The following is a 16,397-nucleotide window of genomic DNA, read 5'->3' on the forward strand; positions in this document are numbered from 1 at the left end:
CGGCGCCGAGCGAGCATGATGGCAACTCGCTGCCATAATTTCCTAGGATGGCCGTTCGACGAAGGCGACGGCCTTGTTGCTATAGGTCCATGTGGCACCGTCGCGTTTGCTGATCCCGAGAAAGGCGGTCGACGTACCGGCATATTTCATGGCCTGATTGCCGCCGTCGATGCCATAGGCCCATGGGTCGAGGCACAGAAACTCGGTGACCTTGTTGTCGGCCCCCGTAGTGCGGTGGCCGACGATGCCGACATAATGGGCGCCGCCGAGGGACGCCCGTACCGGCATCTTGTTTTCGAGATTCTTGATTGTCCAATCCACCGCTTTGCTGGGATCCCTTCCCACGCTCACTTGGTCGCGCGCTGTCGGTTCGGCCATTTTCCAGCCCATGTAGCGGACGAACACGATCTTGAGGATCGAACCGCACCAATATTCATTGTTCACCGCTTTGAGGAAGCCGCCATTGTTCTGGTTCCATGGCAGCTTGCTCTTCTTGTAGTTTTCCATCGACTCGTCCGTCGAGGTCGTCGACAGCGTGGGATGGGTGTGCAGCGGCTCATCCACCAGCATTTCATAGACGCGATGGCGGTTGTCCAATTCGTCGCTCGGGTCTTGGTTGCTGTAGAATTTGCGATAGGTGGGCACCTTGGCCGCCGTACTGACGGCGTGGAAATAGTGCCAGATCAAATCGGTTTTCCACGAGGGCTCGCGTGTATGGGTGTCGGACATGGAGACGTTCCATATGAGGTATTCGGCTGCTGCGGATTCGCGGCCTTTTCTCACTTGCGGTCAGACCCAGCCGCGCTGAAAGGTTAGTCCCCGCTCGATTGATGACGGTTCAATTTCGTAGGCGGAACCTCACGCGGTGCCAGCGCAGTTTTTGGGGATGCGGCAAGCCCGGTTCTGGCTCTCAACCGCAGCGCAGGCGTCCGATATTGCGGTCCAAGCCGACATTGTCGCAGATAGCGCAGGCTCTTAAACAGGCGTTCGGAATTCAACGAAGTGCCGGCGCTGACCGCAGCCTCAACGTGCTGAAGGGATGCCGAGAACGAGTGCTCTCACCATGCGTTGAAGTTGGTGACGAGTTGCTTGTCCAAGGACAAGCTTTCCATGCCACTGGAAAGCAAAATACCACTTCGGCTATGGTGTCCACTCCCGGGCATGTTTCGCTTGTGGTGCAAGAAGTGACCGAGATTTCTAGTCCAGGTGCCTTGCGCGCAGATCTTGAAGGTCCTTTTTCAACGCCACCAGATCCAGCCCGCGAGGAAAAGTGAGGCGTCCAGAGCGGATCACGAGCCGGACGTACGGATAGCGTTCCTCGGCAAGCATCGGATAACTGATCTTGTACTTGTGCCAATCTTCAACGATGTGTGCCTGTTGCTCGACGTTGTATGAGTCCCAGGAATCGCCCGGCGTGTACTTGTAGCCGGCACCGACTGTCTGCGCCCAGAAGGAGCGCGCCATCGTCCAATTTGAATCGTTGAACGCCTGCCACACGTGGGTCATTTCGTGCACGAAGAGGTCGCAGATGCGACCGAAATCGTCGCACAAGAGGCCGAAGGTGGGGTTAGGCGATGCCATGTTACTGAACGCGACATTGCCAAGATTGATGGCATACCGCATGCTTGGCACCATGGGATTGCTTCCCCTAAAGAACGGCCCATCGTTCGTCCACGGTCTTCCGCCTGCTCCGCAGGCCATTGGTAATCGCAATTGTCTCCCACGGCGGCAGCGTCGGGCCAAAGACGTTGCGCGCGAAATTCCGCTCGCTGACGTCCAGCACGCGCGCGAAGTCCGGTCGGCTTCCTTCACATGCCGGCGGGGTCGGAGCCGCTGGGGTGGGCGCAACCGGTGGAGTCGGCGCAATCGGCGGGGGAGGCGGCGTACCTGGCGGCAGATAGATGAATCCCCCTCGCCACCCACCTTTCCCGCCGGTCGTACCGGAAGAGAACGCAAAATTCTGGCGGTCGCGCGACATCGTGCGGCAGCCTACATACTCGGCCAGGTACCAGTTCACCTGTCGTGTGGCTTGTTGGAAATCGCGCTGTTTGACGAGCTTGATGCCCGGAAAGTTGAACTCGATGAGGTCCCAGGGATCGATGCCGATCCGCTTGGCGAGGGATATCCAAGTCTCGCCCGCCGTCACGGCATGCCGGATTCCTGCTGGCGGTACATAGCTTTCGACGACAGGCTTCAAGGGCCTTTCCTGGTTCGGCAATGTAAAGCCTCCCCTGCTGATTCCTGCGGAACTATGCGTTCTCGCAACCAATATCTATTGGTCGCCACTACCTCGAGTCGGTTCGATGGTTCCATTCATTCGATGCGCGAACTGGCAGTGGCAAATCGAGGAGCCTCATTCGTAGCATGAAGGCGTAGACAAGGAGCAATGTCGAATGAGCAATATCCGCTTTAGCGCCGGCCCTTTGAGCTCGAACCGAGCAGATCATGCGTTCCGCTGATGCTCACGGTTCCCGAGCACTCGAAACCGCCGAAAATTCCGCAGGAGCCGGTGACCGTGACACGCAAATCTTTGCGCTGGTACATGTCGACCGAAATGCCCAGGCGCGAAAAGTCGTTCGCGCTGTTCGGCAGAATCAGGTCGATATGCTCTGCCGCCCATTGCGGTATATGCTTGTTGCTCTTCCAGAACAGTTCATTGCCGGCGTGATGCAAAAAGTTTGGGCCCACCGTCAGTGCACCACCTACACCCTCGAACGCGAAGCCCGTTTCGTCGATGTGAACGTTTACCCGATCGGGTGCCACCGCGAAATGTAGCGAGGTGATGTCTTGTGGCTGCGGGTCCTTGCCGAATTGCGAGCTGTAGGCGTCGCCCCACTGTCCGCGATCGCGTCCAAGCCCGAAACCGTGCCGCCCCGGAAGATCGCGCGTTGAGAGTGGCCTGTCGGAGAGCTTTGGACGCCAGATCTCCCGAAATCCCTTGCCGATTGTGGCGGCCATCGACAGGTCAAGAGCCCAGTGCGATGGCTTCTCGGCACTTTGGCCTTCGGCGAAGGCGTCGAATCCTTCCGGCGTCTTGGCGATACGCAGCTTCTTGGTCAGATCTCGCCAGTGCTTCGGCAGGAAGGTGACGCCATCGAGTGTGTTCGTCGCAGCCGCGACACCATACTTCTCGAGTTGGTGTCGGATGTAGGGCTTTTCGTCGTAGAGCCGCACATCCGGGTTGGGCCCCGCAAAATACTTTGTCAAATCGATCTGCGGCCGAAACATGGTCAGCCGTGCCGCGATCTTCCGGTAAGTGTCGGTCGTCGTCGGATCGGTCGTCGTCATGGGGCGCCTTCCGCGGCAATCCTCGCCTCAGATTAGTCTCGCCCGAACGGGTTCGGGTTCAATGCCGGCGCATTCGATGAAGCTCGCGCCCGGCCCAGGTCATGCGAAGTCATGTCGCGCCAGCGCAGTGTTTGAACCTGCCGATCGGAAACGGCGACCACCATCCGTGGGGTAGTGTGAACAGTGAGGACGATCAATGTCACTGCGGAGCAGGGTATTAGACGTGCTCAATGGCCCGGCGGTCGCACGCATGCGCTTCCGGTTTCCGATCCGCGGCAGCCACGTGACGATTGCGCCGCAAACGTTTCATCACGTTGCCCGGGCGATCCGGTTGGGGCAGGTCACAGTCGCGGTTCCGACCGATCTCGCAGCGGGTGTTGCTGCGCAATATAACGATGTCGCGCGAACCCGAGCCGACGGCACAGCGGTTGCGGCTAATACGCTTGAGGTCGTGTCGGCGACGGGCCGGCTGGACGCAGCCTATATCGTCCACGAGAGCCTGCACGCGGCATACGATCTGTTGCGTACCGGCCTTGATGCCAATGCGGAAGAGGCGTCTGCCTATGTCTGCACGGCGCTCTATTGCCGCATGACTGGCCTGCCCCGCCCTCGCTGGGCCAACGGGCCGATCTACGCCAATGCCGCAGAAGTCGCCCGAACACTGCTGTCCCAGTATCAGAAGGGCGATCCCGGGATTCCCTGGGTCGGGGAGCATGAATGGAAAATGCTGCGCGCAGGTGTTGGCTTTGATCCGGTCTATACCAGCGGCCCCGGCGGTATTCTCACGGGATGGCTCCTCGGCCAGCAATATACCCACGACGGCTAGAGTGCCGGGGACCGCATCCGTTTCAGGAAACGGCAGGAGCTTCCAACTCCTGCCGTTCATCGCCAACGGAGCCGTGCACTTGAGCGCGTCACGCGACCAGCAGGCCCAGCTTGCCGACCATCGCAAGCGAGCGTTGAACGCTTTCTCGCATTGACAGCAGTAACGGCTCGGCTGGCTGCCCGGCTCCATCCTTCTGGCCTATCCGGATGGTAGGGCCGAATTTTTCGGTCATTTCGGCCGTGATCTGGTCGATGGTCCGCGCACCGTCGAGCAATTGCAGGAAATCCCTGGTCCGGTCGTCCTCCAACTGCACTGTTTGGTGGAGGAGATTGGTGACCAGCGGACCTGTTTGCGCTTGTCTTCGCGCGAGCAGGCTGGCCTGCGGATGCTCCGTAGCTTCCTTCAACAAAAAGGGACGCGACAGCAGGAACGAAACCTCGCCGCTGCAAGCCAGGATGAACATCGCCTCAGTCAACACCTTTTGGTCATCATATGCCTGCCGGTTGCCCAGCAGCGCGCGGGCGCCATCGAGCAACTCGTTAAATGATAATGCCCGCGGCCAAGCTCGGCCGAGACATAGATACGCGGCCTTCAAGAGCGGATTGATTAGCGTGACCCTGCTGCCGTCCTGGTTCTCGAATTCCATCGCGGAATCGTCTGTCACGCAGGAGTCGGAATGGACCGGGTTGGTCGTGCTCAGCAAATGGAACCGGGTAACGAAATCGAGGTCGATCTGGCGGGATAGCGAAATGCTGTTGTGGCAGAGCAAGGTGCGCCGAAAACCGTTGCCGTCGATGAAGTCCTGATATTGATCGCGCGCCATGAACTCGCTTTCCGGGAAGCGCTGCAGCGCTGCGCGAACCTCCTCGGAATAGCCGGCAAGATAGCGTCGTGAAAAATCAGCGTCGCCCAGGTATTGCAGGCCATGGCGGCTTGCGTCTTCGGCGACCTCATGCAGCAGGAAGGCCTCGGCGCCATCATCGAGATCGTCGTGAAATAAAAGTTCGTCGGGCGACTTGAGGACGCGGTTGTACTGGTCGCGCATAACCGCGCCGTGCACCGAGTCGGCCTTGGAGCCGTCGCTCAGGAACTTCAGGATCGCGCGGGCCTGTCCTACCTTCTCCTCCATGCCGGTGAGGCGGCGGGTGTGATACCGCATCATGTCGCGGACCATGTCGCGAAGATGCGAGAATGGGTGCGCGTTGTAGCTGACGTAGCAGACCCCGCGCGGAGCCAGGTTCTGCTTGAAGACCATCATCATCTTCTCGCGCACTGCCGGTGGCACCCAGGAATAAACGCCGTGCGCGATGATGTAGTCGAACCGTCCGAAGCTTGCATCGACATTCATGATGTCGCAGTGGAGAAGCTTGATGTTCTCCAGGCCCAATGTAGCGACATTTTGCTGGCCGCGCTCGATCGTCACGCCGCTCAGGTCGACACCGACGAATTCGCTGTTCGGGTATTGAAAGGCCACCGGCAACAGGTTGCCGCCGACGCCGCAGCCAAGCTCCAGCACCCGGCAACGCTCGACCGGCGCCGGCTGCATGCCGTAAACGGCGGCCATGGTAGCAAGATGGTTGGGATGAGTAAGCCCATAAACATGACCCGGGTAGTAGACCTCGTCGTATGGCGTTGGACCGATGTTCGGGTGAAGATGCTCGGCTTGAATGTTCATCGTGCTCAATTCCACGAATATGCGAACTTGTCGTTCTCGATCGAGACGCGTGCTTCCTTCACCTCTTCCTTGGCGAGCGACTTGCTGAGGAATTCGCGCGACAGCTCGGGGAGCAGGGTGTTGGTGATGATGTTGTCAATCATTCGCCCACCGGAGTCCGGGTCGTTGCAACGCGACACAATGTGCTCGACGACCGCGTCGTCATAACCGAAGGTCGCGTTATGATTGTCGCGAAGGCGCCGTCCGATGCGGTCGAGTTGCAAACGCACGATCCCGGACAGCATCTCGTCCGACAGCGGGAAGTACGGTATCGAGACGATGCGTCCGAGCAGCGCCGCTGGGAACACCTTCAGCAACTCCGGCCTTAACATCCTGGCGAGCTCTTCCGGCTCGTCGCGATACTTTGGATCGCGTGATAGGCCCATGATCAGATCGGTGCCGACGTTTGTGGTAAGGATGATCAAAGTGTTCTTGAAGTCGATCCGCCGCCCGTTGCCGTCCTCCATGGTTCCTTTGTCGAATACCTGAAAGAAGATTTCATGGACGTCGGGATGAGCTTTCTCCACCTCGTCGAGCAGAATGACGCTATAGGGCTTGCGCCGGACGGCCTCGGTGAGGCGCCCACCTTCGCCATAGCCGACATAGCCGGGAGGTGCGCCTTTCAAGGTCGAGACGGTGTGCGCTTCCTGGAACTCTGACATGTTGATCGTAATCATGTTTTGCTCGCCGCCATAAAGAGTCTCGGCAAGCGCCAGGGCGGTTTCGGTCTTGCCCACACCGGACGGGCCAGCCAGCATGAACACGCCGATCGGTTTCGACGGGTTGTCCAGCTTGGCGCGGCTGGTCTCAATTCGCTTGGCGATCATCGTCAGCCCATGGGACTGGCCGACGACGCGGCGGTTGAGGATCTCCGGTAGCTTCAGCACGGTTTCGATCTCGTCGCGCATCATCCGGCCGACCGGGATGCCGGTCCAATCAGAGACAACGGACGCCACCGACTGCTGATCTACATGGGCATAGACCATTCGCTTTTCCGGATTGATAGTCTCAAGTGTGTCGAACTTGCTGCGCAGCTCCGCGCGCCTGGCAGCCGGATCTTCGCCTTCCTTGGGCCCGGACAGGATTTCACGAATGCTGCGGATGTCCTTGAAGAGCTCCTGCTCGACCGCCCAATCGGCATCGAGGCTCGTCAGCTTGTCTTTCAGTGCGGCGATGTCGTTGGCGATCGCGACAATGCGCTCGTTGTCATCTACCCCAAGGTCGCTGTCGCTGACGAGTGCTGATCTCTCAGCTTCACGAGCGGCAATCGCAACGCGTGCATCCTCGATCAGGGCCGGCGTCGCGCTCTGGCTGATGGCCACGCGTGCCGAGGCGGTGTCAAGCAGGCTGACCGCCTTGTCCGGCAACTGCCGCGAAGGAATGTAGCGGTGGGACAGGTTGACCGCTGCGACGATCGCAGCATCCGAAATGCGAACACCGTGGTGCTTTTCCATCGGACCGAGAAGTCCGCGCAGCATGATGCAGCAGGTCTCCACATCAGGTTCGTCGATCTGGATCGGCTGGAAACGTCGTGTAAGCGCGGGATCCTTCTCGATGTACTGGCGATATTCCGCCCATGTAGTGGCGGCGATTGTGCGCAGCGTGCCACGGGCGAGGGGAGGTTTCAGGAGATTGGCCGCATCGCCGGTGCCGGCCGCGCCGCCGGCGCCGATCAGTGTGTGGGCCTCATCGATGAACATGATGATGGGGGTAGGTGAGCTCTGGACCTCGTCGATCACCGACCGCAAGCGCTGCTCGAACTCGCCCTTCATGGAGGCGCCGGCTTGCATCAGGCCGATGTCGAGTGCGCAGAGCCTTACATTGCGCAGCGGTGGCGGCACGTCGCCCGCGGCAATGCGCTGCGCGAAGCCTTCGACAACTGCGGTCTTGCCGACGCCAGCCTCGCCGGTGAGAATTGGATTGTTCTGCCGCCGACGCATCAACACGTCGATCAGTTGGCGGATTTCTTCGTCTCGGCCAAGAATCGGATCCATTTCGCCCGATTTGGCCTTGGCGGTGAGGTCCTGGGAGAACCGGTCGAGCGGCGTCGTGCCCTTCCGACCCGCTTGGGCCGCGCCTTCCGTGCCGGCGCCAACCAGGCCCGAACCGTCCATCGGCCGCATGGTCTCCTCGTCGGAGCCGGTCCAGACAGCGCGGCATTCCGCCGCCAGTGCGTCGACGTTGATCTTGGCAAATTCCCGCGAGAGGTTGTTCAGCGTGCGACGAATATCGTTCGATTTCAGGCCTGCCACAAGCAGATGACCGGTGCGGATTTGGGTCTCGCCAAAGAAGAGCGTGGCATAGTGCCAGCCGCGATCGAGCAGATCGATGACCGAATTGGCGACGCCCGGCATGTCGGTCTCGTTCTTAGAAAAGCCGCTGATCACGCCGGCAAGGTCTGACAATAAGCGCGCGCGGTCGAGCTTGTAGTGATCGACCGAGAGGCTGAGATCGTTGCGCTCCTGCTGCAGAATATGAAACAGCCAGTGCGCAAGCTCGACGTTGCGATTGCCGGCGCTCTTTGCGTGGCGCAGGGCCTGTATGAAGGCATCATAGCCGGCCCGGTTCAGCTTGCCCGTTACAGCTTCAATGCTGATGTCGGTCACGGCGGCTCCTCCTGCTCAATTCCTCCGCGGATGCTTGCCATCACGCGGAAATTGCTTCAAATTCCATAGCATTAGGCGATCAGCGCGATGGATAGGTTCAAATCGCCGCGGCATTGGCTGCGGCGCTCCGGCGGGCTCTCAATCGCTCGCCGAGCTGAAAGCGGGCATCGCGGCGATATTCTTCCGTGGAGGCCCAGTTCGGTGAGACCCAGGAGGTCCATCCAAGTCGACCACTTTGTCCGAGCCTGACCGGTACAACCTCTCCCGCAGGAATGGCGAGCTCGACCTCCCATTCCAATTCGTCGCCGATATAGAAGAAAACGGCGTCGGCCAGTGGCTCCGACAGGTTGGGTGTTTCGGTCGGCAGGAATTGTTCGTACTGAGCAAATGTTCTGACAAAGACCCGAACTCTGATCTTGTCCTCGACGCTGAACACGCGCGAACCCAGAAGGGCGTCCTGACCGAGCCTCGCATGCGTTCCGCCGAGCCGGCTGCAGTGACTTGGGTCGAATGAGAGCCAGGTGCCGACGAATTCGTCGATCTCGACTTTGACCTCGAACAGTCCTTGCAGGAACCGAGTCAACCGTGATGCACACTTCGCCCTGGGCGCCACCAGTCCAGCGAAGCTGAGCTTCGCCATGTCAGGTACCGTATCGCGATCGGCGAAAACAGCGGAGCCCAAGCCGGCGAAGGAGCCGACATAGGCGATGAAGCGATCCTCCGCGGGGCGGTCATGCTGCGCGATCGGGCGCGCATCGGCCCAGGCACGAAAGAAGAGTTGCAGGAAGCGTCCGTTGAGGAGATCGAGAAAGCGCGGGAAGGCGTCATCACGCATCAGCCACCAGCTGAGACTTTCATCGGTGGTGGCAATGGGCAGGGCGCCCTGCGGGCCCAGGAGGCCGAGAAATTTAACGAGTATCCTGAGCCGGCCACTCTGGTCGTCCACTGCCGCGAGGTTCGAGGCGGGGAACTCCAGATAAGGCACTTGGCCGAGTTCGATATATTCGTCGCGGCGCGCGGCACTGTCACCGATCCGCGGTCGATCCGGGTTGGCGCGCTCGAACTGGCGTAACGTATGGAAGAAATCGAAACGCCATGGCTCGGCCTTCATCTGGTCGATCAGCGTCATAGCGGTCTCCGCGTGCCCATGCGCGGCGGCCATCGCATGATCTCGCCGCGCTCCGGCGTCGAGATGACCGTCTGGGTGAAGGTGTTGAAGCCGGAATAGTCGGCGAAGAAGCGTTCCAGCACCGCCCCGAGCAAAAATACGCCGCTGCCCTCAAATGCTTTCTCGTCGAGCGTGACGGTAATCTCCAGGCCCCGTGCTGCGCCGCTGCCAGTGCGCTCACGCACGCGCCGCACCACGGGGCGGCTTTCTATGCTGCGCACGCCGCGGATCTTGCGTTCCGTGGCGTCGTCGAATTGGTCGGCGAACAAGGACAGCATCTCGCGCAGCGCTGCGGCGTTCTTGCCGCCACCGCGCTCGACGAGGCCAAGATAGTTGAGGCTGAGCATGTTGATCAGCCGCCAGCTGACAATCCCGCTGTTGGCGATTTCGCTGCGGCTGCGCAATTGGGCCACCACCGGCTCGCGCGGCGGCGTGGGACCGGCGACGCACATCAGATCAAGGGATGTGTCGTCCAGCAGGCGAAAATCGGCGCCGCCCTGGCCGACCGGCAAGTGCTCCGTGAGATGGCGATTGGAGCAGAGAGCCCGAACGCTCAGTTCGGCGACAGAGCCTTTGCCGCTCAATTCACCGGGCTCGAGCAGTGACAGGAACATGTCCGTCCCGGTGTAGTCGGAGGAAGAACCGTATGTCTTTTCTTCCACTGTGCGGCGCCGAGGTAAGCGGCGGACGGTAAAATAAAGCCCGTCGACCGACCCGCTGGTCCGGTCGACGGCGGCCGAATATAGCGGGCGCACGGGCCGCTTATCCTTCTCTGCCGGAAGGTGCGCGTAGACTTCGAGCACCTGGTGCGGTTCGTATTCCAGATAGCGGCTGCGATCTGGCACCACATGGTACTCGTGCGTATTCGACTTGACCGGAATGCGATCACTCGTCTTCTCGAACAGATTGATCGCCGGCGCGGTATAGAGCCTGAACGTCTCGGGGCGCACCGAGGCGGCCAACCGTGAATTATGTTCATCGAATGCGAAGACAATATCGATCGATTTGCTGCGCAGCCGTGACATCACGCTGCGAAGTCCGGTGAGGTTAATGCCGAGGAACTTGCGTGGAAACATGAAATATTCACGCAGCAGCTCCGAGCCACGAAAGATCTGGTTGTCGTTAGGAAACAGAGACTCGTTCTCGTCGAAGCCAATTTGCTGCACGCTGTCATGGGGGGCACGAGTCACCACCGGATCGCCGAAGTCGTCGAGATGCCGGAAGTAGACCCCCCTGCAATTCGAGATCAATTGCTCGTAAAGCGCGATGGCGTCGGATTCCGCACCGGACAGGTAGATCGGAAGCTCGCTCACGCGGCAGCCTGCGAACCAGGTTTCCGGCTTGGTCCGGGCCTCTGCGTCCGGCGGCTCCTCGTCGAGCCGGGCCGCACTACGATGGGTCAACGATAGCCTCAGCCCCGCGATGACATCACTGCCGACCGGGATACCGAGCGCCTGCAGAGCGCCCGCCGTCGAGAAATACTCGGCGCTTGTGACGTCAAATGGCCAGAGCACGATGTCGCGGCATAGTCGAAACCGGCAGGAAAGACTTCGTTCTCTCTCGCGATAGGTCGCGTCGAAATAGGCGCCGCGGGGCGCGATCTTCCTGCCGTCGCGCAGTGCCGGGTCGGCATATGGTGGCCGTGCGGTGACCAGCATGGCCGAAGGTGTCGGCGCAAGATAGTTCGGTACCAGTTGCTCGAGCAGGTTTGCAGTGAATTCCGGGAACTCGTGCTTGAGCTTGAGCTGAACGCGGGCGGCAAGAAACGCAGCGCCTTCCAGCAGTCCCGTGATCATCGGGTCCGAGCGGTCCCGGATCAGGCCGCCGAGGCGCTCTGCGATACCTGGATATTCTTCGGCGAAATCTCCCGCCTGCTCGTACAGCAATGACAGTTCACGATTGTAGAAATCGAGGAATTCGCGATTCATGCTAAAGTCGATTGATCTGGATGTCGCCGCTGTCGAGGTCGACGTCGGCGACAAATTCCACGGGGACGTTGAGCGGCTCAGCTTTGAGGTCGGCGTGAACGATGAAGCGCAGCTTCAGCTGCTCAGGACCGACCGAGCCGTCGCGACGAACCCGGATCGTCTTGCGATCCAGTCTGGGCTCGTAGGTCGCTAGCGTCTCGCGCAACGCGTCGGTGAGTTCGTCGTCCGTAACCTCGTCGATCGAGCGGTGGGCGATATCGGGGAAGCCGTAGTTCAGGATTGATGTCCGGACGCAATCCCGGTCGCTCAGATCCAGGGTCGATTCCAGAGCAATGGTATTGAGAAGTGTTTCAAGATCATGAGAGACCTCCCGCCGCAACAGCGTTTCCGAGATCGGAAAGCGGCCTGCGCTACGCCGCCCGGCAATGACCCGTTCACCGAATTCATCGCGCAAATTGAGCTTCTTGCGCGCATCGCGAGCTTCATGAGCCAAGCGAAAGGCCAGCATTAGCGGGGGAGAGAGACGATCCCTCTTTGGAGTAATGGTCATTTACCGTCCCCAAGACGCCAGGCTCGCTATGCCCTTTCGCGGGAGCATCAGCTGGTCTCCATGATGATGTCGCCTCGGCAGGCGGTCGGGCTCGCGACCGCTCCCGCCGAGACGTCAACCGCAATCGCACCGTGCGGCGCCGGTTCGCGCTAATCGCAACCGGCGCCAAGCAGAAGCCGACAATCAGGCCCATTCCTTGTTGGCGGGAACGTCCCAGCCAAACACCGGCGCCGCTCCAGCGCCGCCTTTTTCCGTCTGGGTCTTGTACGTCATCTTGACCTTCGCGAAATTCAGACTCACGTTTTCGGTGAGGCGATCTTCGCCGTGCGATCCGCCCGTCGATACACTCGAGACCAGAATGTGCTTCATCTCGATCTTGAGATACTCCAGCGGATTTTCACCCGCCTTGCGGACCGTGAGAATCGCCGTATCAATGTGCTTGCCGTTCGCACAGACTTTGAAAAGCTCCGGCGTGGCCTTGTCGACGAAGTGCGTGAAGTGCAGATCCTGGATGCTGACCTTGCCGGCGCCGCCGCCCGAACCGCTGTGGAAAGTGCCTGACTGGCTCTCGCCGAAAGACCAGCTCAAAATATCGATTTCGTCCTTGTGCTTGTCGTCCAGCGACTCGCCCTTGATCGGGTCGAGTTTCAAGAAGATGTCGACAGCCATAGCATAGTCCTCTCAAATTTCTGCGTGGTTACGGTTGCGATGTTGCGGCGTCAGGAACCGGGGCCGGGTAGGCGTGAAACCAGGCTGAGGCCGACGTCCATCGCCTCCAACTGAAAGTGTGGACGAAGAAAGAAGCGCGCGTTGTAATATCCCGGATTCTCCTCGTTTGCGATGACTTCAACCTTCGCAGCGGCCAGTGGCTTGCGCGCTTTCTGAGCTTCTGACGAGAGGGCTGGGTTGGCATCAACGTATTCGTTGATCCAGGTTTGCAGCCAGATCGTCAGCTCATCCTTCTCCTTCATGGATCCGATCTTGTCGCGAACCATGCACTTCAGATAGTGCGCAAAGCGGGACACTGCGAACATGTAAGGTAGTCGTGACGACAGGTTGTCGGACGCGGTGGCATCCACGCCCTTTTCGCCGAAGTACTTCTTCGGCTTGTAGAGTGACTGGGCGCCGATGAAGGCGGCCTTGTCGGTGTTCTTGCGATGGATCAGCGGGATGAGGCCCGCCTTTGCAAGTTCGTGCTCGCGGCGATCACTGATGGCGATTTCGGTCGGGCATTTCAGGTCGACGCCGCCGTCATCGGTCGGGAATGTGTGCGTCGGCAGGTTGATAACTTCGCCGCCGGACTGCACACCGCGGATGCGCGTGCACCAGCCAAACTCCTTGAAGGCGCGGTTGATGTTGACCGCCATTGCGTAGGCGGCGTTGATCCAGCCGTATTTGTCGCCGGTGTGTCCGTCCGTCTCCTCTTCGAAGGCGAACTCTTCCACGGGCTCCGATTTCGCGCCGTAGGGGAGGCGGCCGAGCGCGCGCGGCATGCACAGGCCGAGATAGCGCGAGTCGTCCTGATCGCGCAGTCCCTTCCATGCGGCATATTCCGGCGTGTCGAACACCTTGCCGATGTCGCGAGGGTTGGACAGCTCGGTCCAAGAGTCCATTCCCATCAGCGTCGGCTCGGCGCCGCTGAAGAAGGGGGCGTGTGCGGCGCCGGCGATCTTGCTGAGATCGCGGAGCAGTTGTACATCGGTAGGGAGGTGACTGAAATAATAATCGCCGATCAGGCAGCCGAAAGGCTCGCCACCCAGCTGGCCGAATTCATACTCATAGATCTGCTTGAAAAGGGGGCTCTGGTCCCAGCGTGCATCGGGATAAAGCCGCAGATTCCGATACAGCTCGTTCTTGGAGACGTTCATCACCCGGATCTTCAGGTTGGCGTCGGTCTCGGAATTGAAGACGAGGTAGTGGAGGCCGCGCCACGCACTTTCGATTGCCTGGAACTCAGGTGTATGAAGAATCTCGTTCATTTGCGCGGTCAGTTTCTGGTCGATCCGCGCGATCATCTCCTCGATGGTATCGAGGACGTCCGACTTGATGACGCTCGTATCCTTCAACGCCTCTTGAACGAGCGTGGATACGGCGTTTTCGACTTCGGTTGCAGCACGTTCAGTGCGCGGTTTGAAGCTTTGCTTCAGCAGGCTGGCAAACTCATCAGCTTCGACGGTTTTGACGTGGGTAGTGCTCTCTTTGTGAACAGCTTCTTTTGCCATGGTCCCCATTCCTTCCTTAGCTCTCGGTGCCAGGTTCGGTCGACTGGCTTGTCGCGCGTTCCCGCAGCGCTGCCATCAGTTGAGGATCGGCGAGAAGTTTTTTTAGCTGGTCCTCGGCAGCCACCTTGCCATCCATGTAGCGCAGCAGGTTGGCGAGTTGTTCGCGCGCCTCGAGCAGTTTGGCGGTGGCCGGCACCTGGCGGGCGACTGCCACCGGAGTGAAGTCTGCCATCTTGTTGAAGTGCAGGTTGACCGAGATCTTTTCGTCGGATCCATCGCTGAGGCGATTGGCGACGCGCGCCGTCACGCCGGGCTGGATTGCGGCCATGCGGCTGTCGAAATTGTCCATGTCGAACTCGAGGAATTTACGCTCCTCGACCTTCGTCTTCTCGACGCCAGGGTTATTGCCGGAAAGGTCGGAGAGGACGCCCATGACGAACGGCAGTTCTATAAGTCGCTCGGCGTCATAAGGATCTTCGTATGTGATGTGCACGCGCGGTGCGCGGTTTCGTCGAATGAATTTTTGACCGCTGTCTGTAGCCATGGTTCCCTCACTACGAAATCGCTTTAAACATCGAATTTGCGCGACGCAGATTGACTAGGGCGCTTCAAGTTGCTGCGGTCGGCAAACATGCTTGTGTCCAATTAGTGCCCTCGACCGAAAGCTCGGTTCAACGCGATCTGTCGATTGTTTTAAGCGCTCCCTCAGGTAAAACATCATTCAAAAGGCTGAGGAAATCTCGTTGTGCAAGGTCGCGCGCGCGATCGACCAAAAAGGGGATCGGGCTGGACGGCTCCGCGGTTCGGAAAAACGACGCCACCTTCGTCAGCAGACCCAAGGCCTGCGCTCTGTTTTCCACCGAAAAAACAATATCTTGGGCGCTCTCATCGGTCGTCGATGAGAGCGAGATCGCGAGCTCCGCCATCCGTTCGATCGGCAGCTCGAAGACCTTGTCCCGCCCGATGTTGATCGCAGCGCTCTCCACGTGGGACGGCACCAGCATCCGCATCACTTCAATAAATGATTTGCCGACCATCTCCTGCGCTTGACGTACCAGCAACAGCGCCGGGTTGGATGGTTCCATTCGGGCAAAATAGGCGGCCGCTGCGCCGAGCGCTGCGGACGCCTGTGCAGATGAAGCCAACATCCCGGTGGTGTCCAGCGGCACCTGTATATCGACGGAACCGGCATCTTCCGCAGTTGCGGTAATCGCCGCGGGATCACGCAACGCGACAAGACTCGCAAGCCAGGCAGCCATGCCGTTAACCAAACCGGAGAGCCTGTCGAGGCTGATAGGTTGCCCCGAGTTCATCTTCTCACGCCAGGTCGCCTTGATGCCTGCGATTTCAGCAGCGACCGCGGAGCACCGCGCGCTTGTTGCCTTGAGAGTGTCGAGATCGGTCTCGCTGACGATGCGCTCGATGGTCGCGAGATCGAGCCCGTCGGCGTCGGCGTCACCGGCGGGAATTTCGCCCTGGGCGATTTGATAAGCACGGTAGTTGAGGTTGCCGTGTCTGCGGTTCTCAATCAGGGGAAGGAACTGGAGCGGGTTGATCACGGTCGGAAACACGTCGATTGCTTCGACCGTGACGGCCCGAAGCGCGTAGTCGCCGTCCTCGCCCTTCGGATGCACCGCTTCCCACTGCTCGCGCAGCAGCAAGTTGGTCGCCCTCAGGCAGTAAAGAAAGCCGTCGAGGTCGCGGTTGAGGATTGAAAACTTGGCCAGCAGCAGGTTTAGGCGCAGATCGCGGGTACGCGCCAGAAGGGGCTGTGCGGCGGCAAATTGGCCGGCAAAATCGACTGCCTTTGGATCGAAGCGTCCACGCTCCCCATTGGCATTGACGACCTCGAAGAACGACATTGGCAGCAGGGATTCCGCACCTGCGAAGAAGTTCAGATATTGGACGTCTCCGATGGCGTCGAGATCCGGCCCGCAGGGATCGTCAGCGGTAATGGGCAGCGTCAGGGAGGCGACATCAAGCATGCGAGGATCGTCCATCTGCTCGGTCACGGCCCCGCTGCCGAGCCCGTGACGACTAGGGGATCTCGCGGGGGCGTATGATCCGATTCTATACCTATGGGTCAGATGCCTGC

General features: G+C 59.9%; 14 protein-coding genes. 1 reads left to right on the top strand and 13 read right to left on the bottom strand.

Going from position 1 to position 16,397, the window contains the following annotated elements; translation table 11 throughout:
- Positions 1-42: 42 nt before the first annotated feature.
- The 4 genes from ACVWYI_RS16125 to ACVWYI_RS16140 all read right to left on the bottom strand — a co-directional run bounded on the left by ACVWYI_RS16125 (position 43) and on the right by ACVWYI_RS16140 (position 3,228).
- Positions 43-729, bottom strand: a complete 687-nt coding sequence (locus ACVWYI_RS16125; RefSeq protein ID WP_456662587.1) for a hypothetical protein — start codon at positions 727-729, stop codon at positions 43-45.
- A gap of 468 nt (positions 730-1,197) precedes the next feature.
- Positions 1,198-1,623, bottom strand: coding sequence for a hypothetical protein (locus ACVWYI_RS16130; RefSeq protein WP_456662588.1), 426 nt, complete (start codon positions 1,621-1,623; stop codon positions 1,198-1,200).
- Between the two features lie 25 nt (positions 1,624-1,648).
- Positions 1,649-2,197, bottom strand: a complete 549-nt coding sequence (locus tag ACVWYI_RS16135; RefSeq protein ID WP_456662589.1) for a hypothetical protein — start codon at positions 2,195-2,197, stop codon at positions 1,649-1,651.
- 212 nt (positions 2,198-2,409) lie between these two features.
- Positions 2,410-3,228, bottom strand: a complete 819-nt coding sequence (locus ACVWYI_RS16140) for a hypothetical protein (protein WP_456662590.1) — start codon at positions 3,226-3,228, stop codon at positions 2,410-2,412.
- 256 nt (positions 3,229-3,484) lie between these two features.
- Between ACVWYI_RS16140 and ACVWYI_RS16145 the strand changes: the two genes are divergently transcribed.
- On the top strand, positions 3,485-4,114 hold the full coding sequence (locus ACVWYI_RS16145; RefSeq protein ID WP_354043939.1) for a hypothetical protein: 630 nt from the start codon (positions 3,485-3,487) through the stop codon (positions 4,112-4,114).
- 88 nt (positions 4,115-4,202) lie between these two features.
- Here ACVWYI_RS16145 and ACVWYI_RS16150 read toward each other — a convergent pair whose 3' ends face one another.
- The 9 genes from ACVWYI_RS16150 to ACVWYI_RS16190 form a co-directional block, all read right to left on the bottom strand.
- The gene (locus ACVWYI_RS16150; RefSeq protein ID WP_456662591.1) at positions 4,203-5,789 is read right to left on the bottom strand and encodes a methyltransferase regulatory domain-containing protein; all 1,587 of its coding nucleotides are present in this window, start codon (positions 5,787-5,789) and stop codon (positions 4,203-4,205) included.
- 5 nt (positions 5,790-5,794) lie between these two features.
- Positions 5,795-8,434, bottom strand: coding sequence for a type VI secretion system ATPase TssH (gene tssH / locus ACVWYI_RS16155; RefSeq protein ID WP_456662592.1), 2,640 nt, complete (start codon positions 8,432-8,434; stop codon positions 5,795-5,797).
- Between the two features lie 97 nt (positions 8,435-8,531).
- Entirely contained in the window at positions 8,532-9,596 is a 1,065-nt protein-coding gene (tssG, locus tag ACVWYI_RS16160) for a type VI secretion system baseplate subunit TssG (protein ID WP_456650501.1), read from the bottom strand.
- Complete coding sequence (gene tssF / locus ACVWYI_RS16165) at positions 9,560-11,530, bottom strand: type VI secretion system baseplate subunit TssF (RefSeq protein ID WP_456662593.1); 1,971 nt, start codon at positions 11,528-11,530, stop codon at positions 9,560-9,562. The genes tssG and tssF overlap by 37 nt, the downstream gene beginning before the upstream one ends.
- Before the next feature lies 1 nt (position 11,531).
- A complete protein-coding gene (tssE, locus tag ACVWYI_RS16170) occupies positions 11,532-12,038 on the bottom strand; it encodes a type VI secretion system baseplate subunit TssE (RefSeq protein ID WP_456662594.1) in 507 nt (168 codons plus the stop codon).
- Between the two features lie 225 nt (positions 12,039-12,263).
- Complete coding sequence (locus ACVWYI_RS16175; protein ID WP_247340886.1) at positions 12,264-12,749, bottom strand: Hcp family type VI secretion system effector; 486 nt, start codon at positions 12,747-12,749, stop codon at positions 12,264-12,266.
- A gap of 50 nt (positions 12,750-12,799) precedes the next feature.
- Positions 12,800-14,302, bottom strand: a complete 1,503-nt coding sequence (gene tssC / locus ACVWYI_RS16180) for a type VI secretion system contractile sheath large subunit (RefSeq protein WP_456662595.1) — start codon at positions 14,300-14,302, stop codon at positions 12,800-12,802.
- Positions 14,303-14,318: 16 nt separating this feature from the next.
- A complete protein-coding gene (tssB, locus tag ACVWYI_RS16185; protein ID WP_354043919.1) occupies positions 14,319-14,846 on the bottom strand; it encodes a type VI secretion system contractile sheath small subunit in 528 nt (175 codons plus the stop codon).
- A gap of 127 nt (positions 14,847-14,973) precedes the next feature.
- Positions 14,974-16,287, bottom strand: a complete 1,314-nt coding sequence (locus ACVWYI_RS16190) for a type VI secretion system protein TssA (protein WP_354044572.1) — start codon at positions 16,285-16,287, stop codon at positions 14,974-14,976.
- Between the last annotated feature and the right edge of the window lie 110 nt (positions 16,288-16,397).

Source organism: Bradyrhizobium sp. LB13.1, assembly GCF_054056815.1.

Bases quoted from the DNA above. Each gene is read 5' to 3' on its own strand.
- ACVWYI_RS16130 (WP_456662588.1), bottom strand. From the start codon at position 1,623: ATGCGGTATGCCATCAATCTTGGCAATGTCGCGTTCAGTAACATGGCA.
- tssF (WP_456662593.1), bottom strand. From the start codon at position 11,530: ATGAATCGCGAATTCCTCGATTTCTACAATCGTGAACTGTCATTGCTG.
- tssC (WP_456662595.1), bottom strand. From the start codon at position 14,302: ATGGCAAAAGAAGCTGTTCACAAAGAGAGCACTACCCACGTCAAAACC.
- ACVWYI_RS16190 (WP_354044572.1), bottom strand. From the start codon at position 16,287: ATGCTTGATGTCGCCTCCCTGACGCTGCCCATTACCGCTGACGATCCC.
- tssB (WP_354043919.1), bottom strand. From the start codon at position 14,846: ATGGCTACAGACAGCGGTCAAAAATTCATTCGACGAAACCGCGCACCG.
- ACVWYI_RS16175 (WP_247340886.1), bottom strand. From the start codon at position 12,749: ATGGCTGTCGACATCTTCTTGAAACTCGACCCGATCAAGGGCGAGTCG.
- ACVWYI_RS16150 (WP_456662591.1), bottom strand. From the start codon at position 5,789: ATGAACATTCAAGCCGAGCATCTTCACCCGAACATCGGTCCAACGCCA.
- ACVWYI_RS16140 (WP_456662590.1), bottom strand. From the start codon at position 3,228: ATGTTTCGGCCGCAGATCGATTTGACAAAGTATTTTGCGGGGCCCAAC.
- ACVWYI_RS16125 (WP_456662587.1), bottom strand. From the start codon at position 729: ATGTCCGACACCCATACACGCGAGCCCTCGTGGAAAACCGATTTGATC.
- ACVWYI_RS16145 (WP_354043939.1), top strand. From the start codon at position 3,485: ATGTCACTGCGGAGCAGGGTATTAGACGTGCTCAATGGCCCGGCGGTC.
- tssG (WP_456650501.1), bottom strand. From the start codon at position 9,596: ATGGCCGCCGCGCATGGGCACGCGGAGACCGCTATGACGCTGATCGAC.
- tssE (WP_456662594.1), bottom strand. From the start codon at position 12,038: ATGCTGGCCTTTCGCTTGGCTCATGAAGCTCGCGATGCGCGCAAGAAG.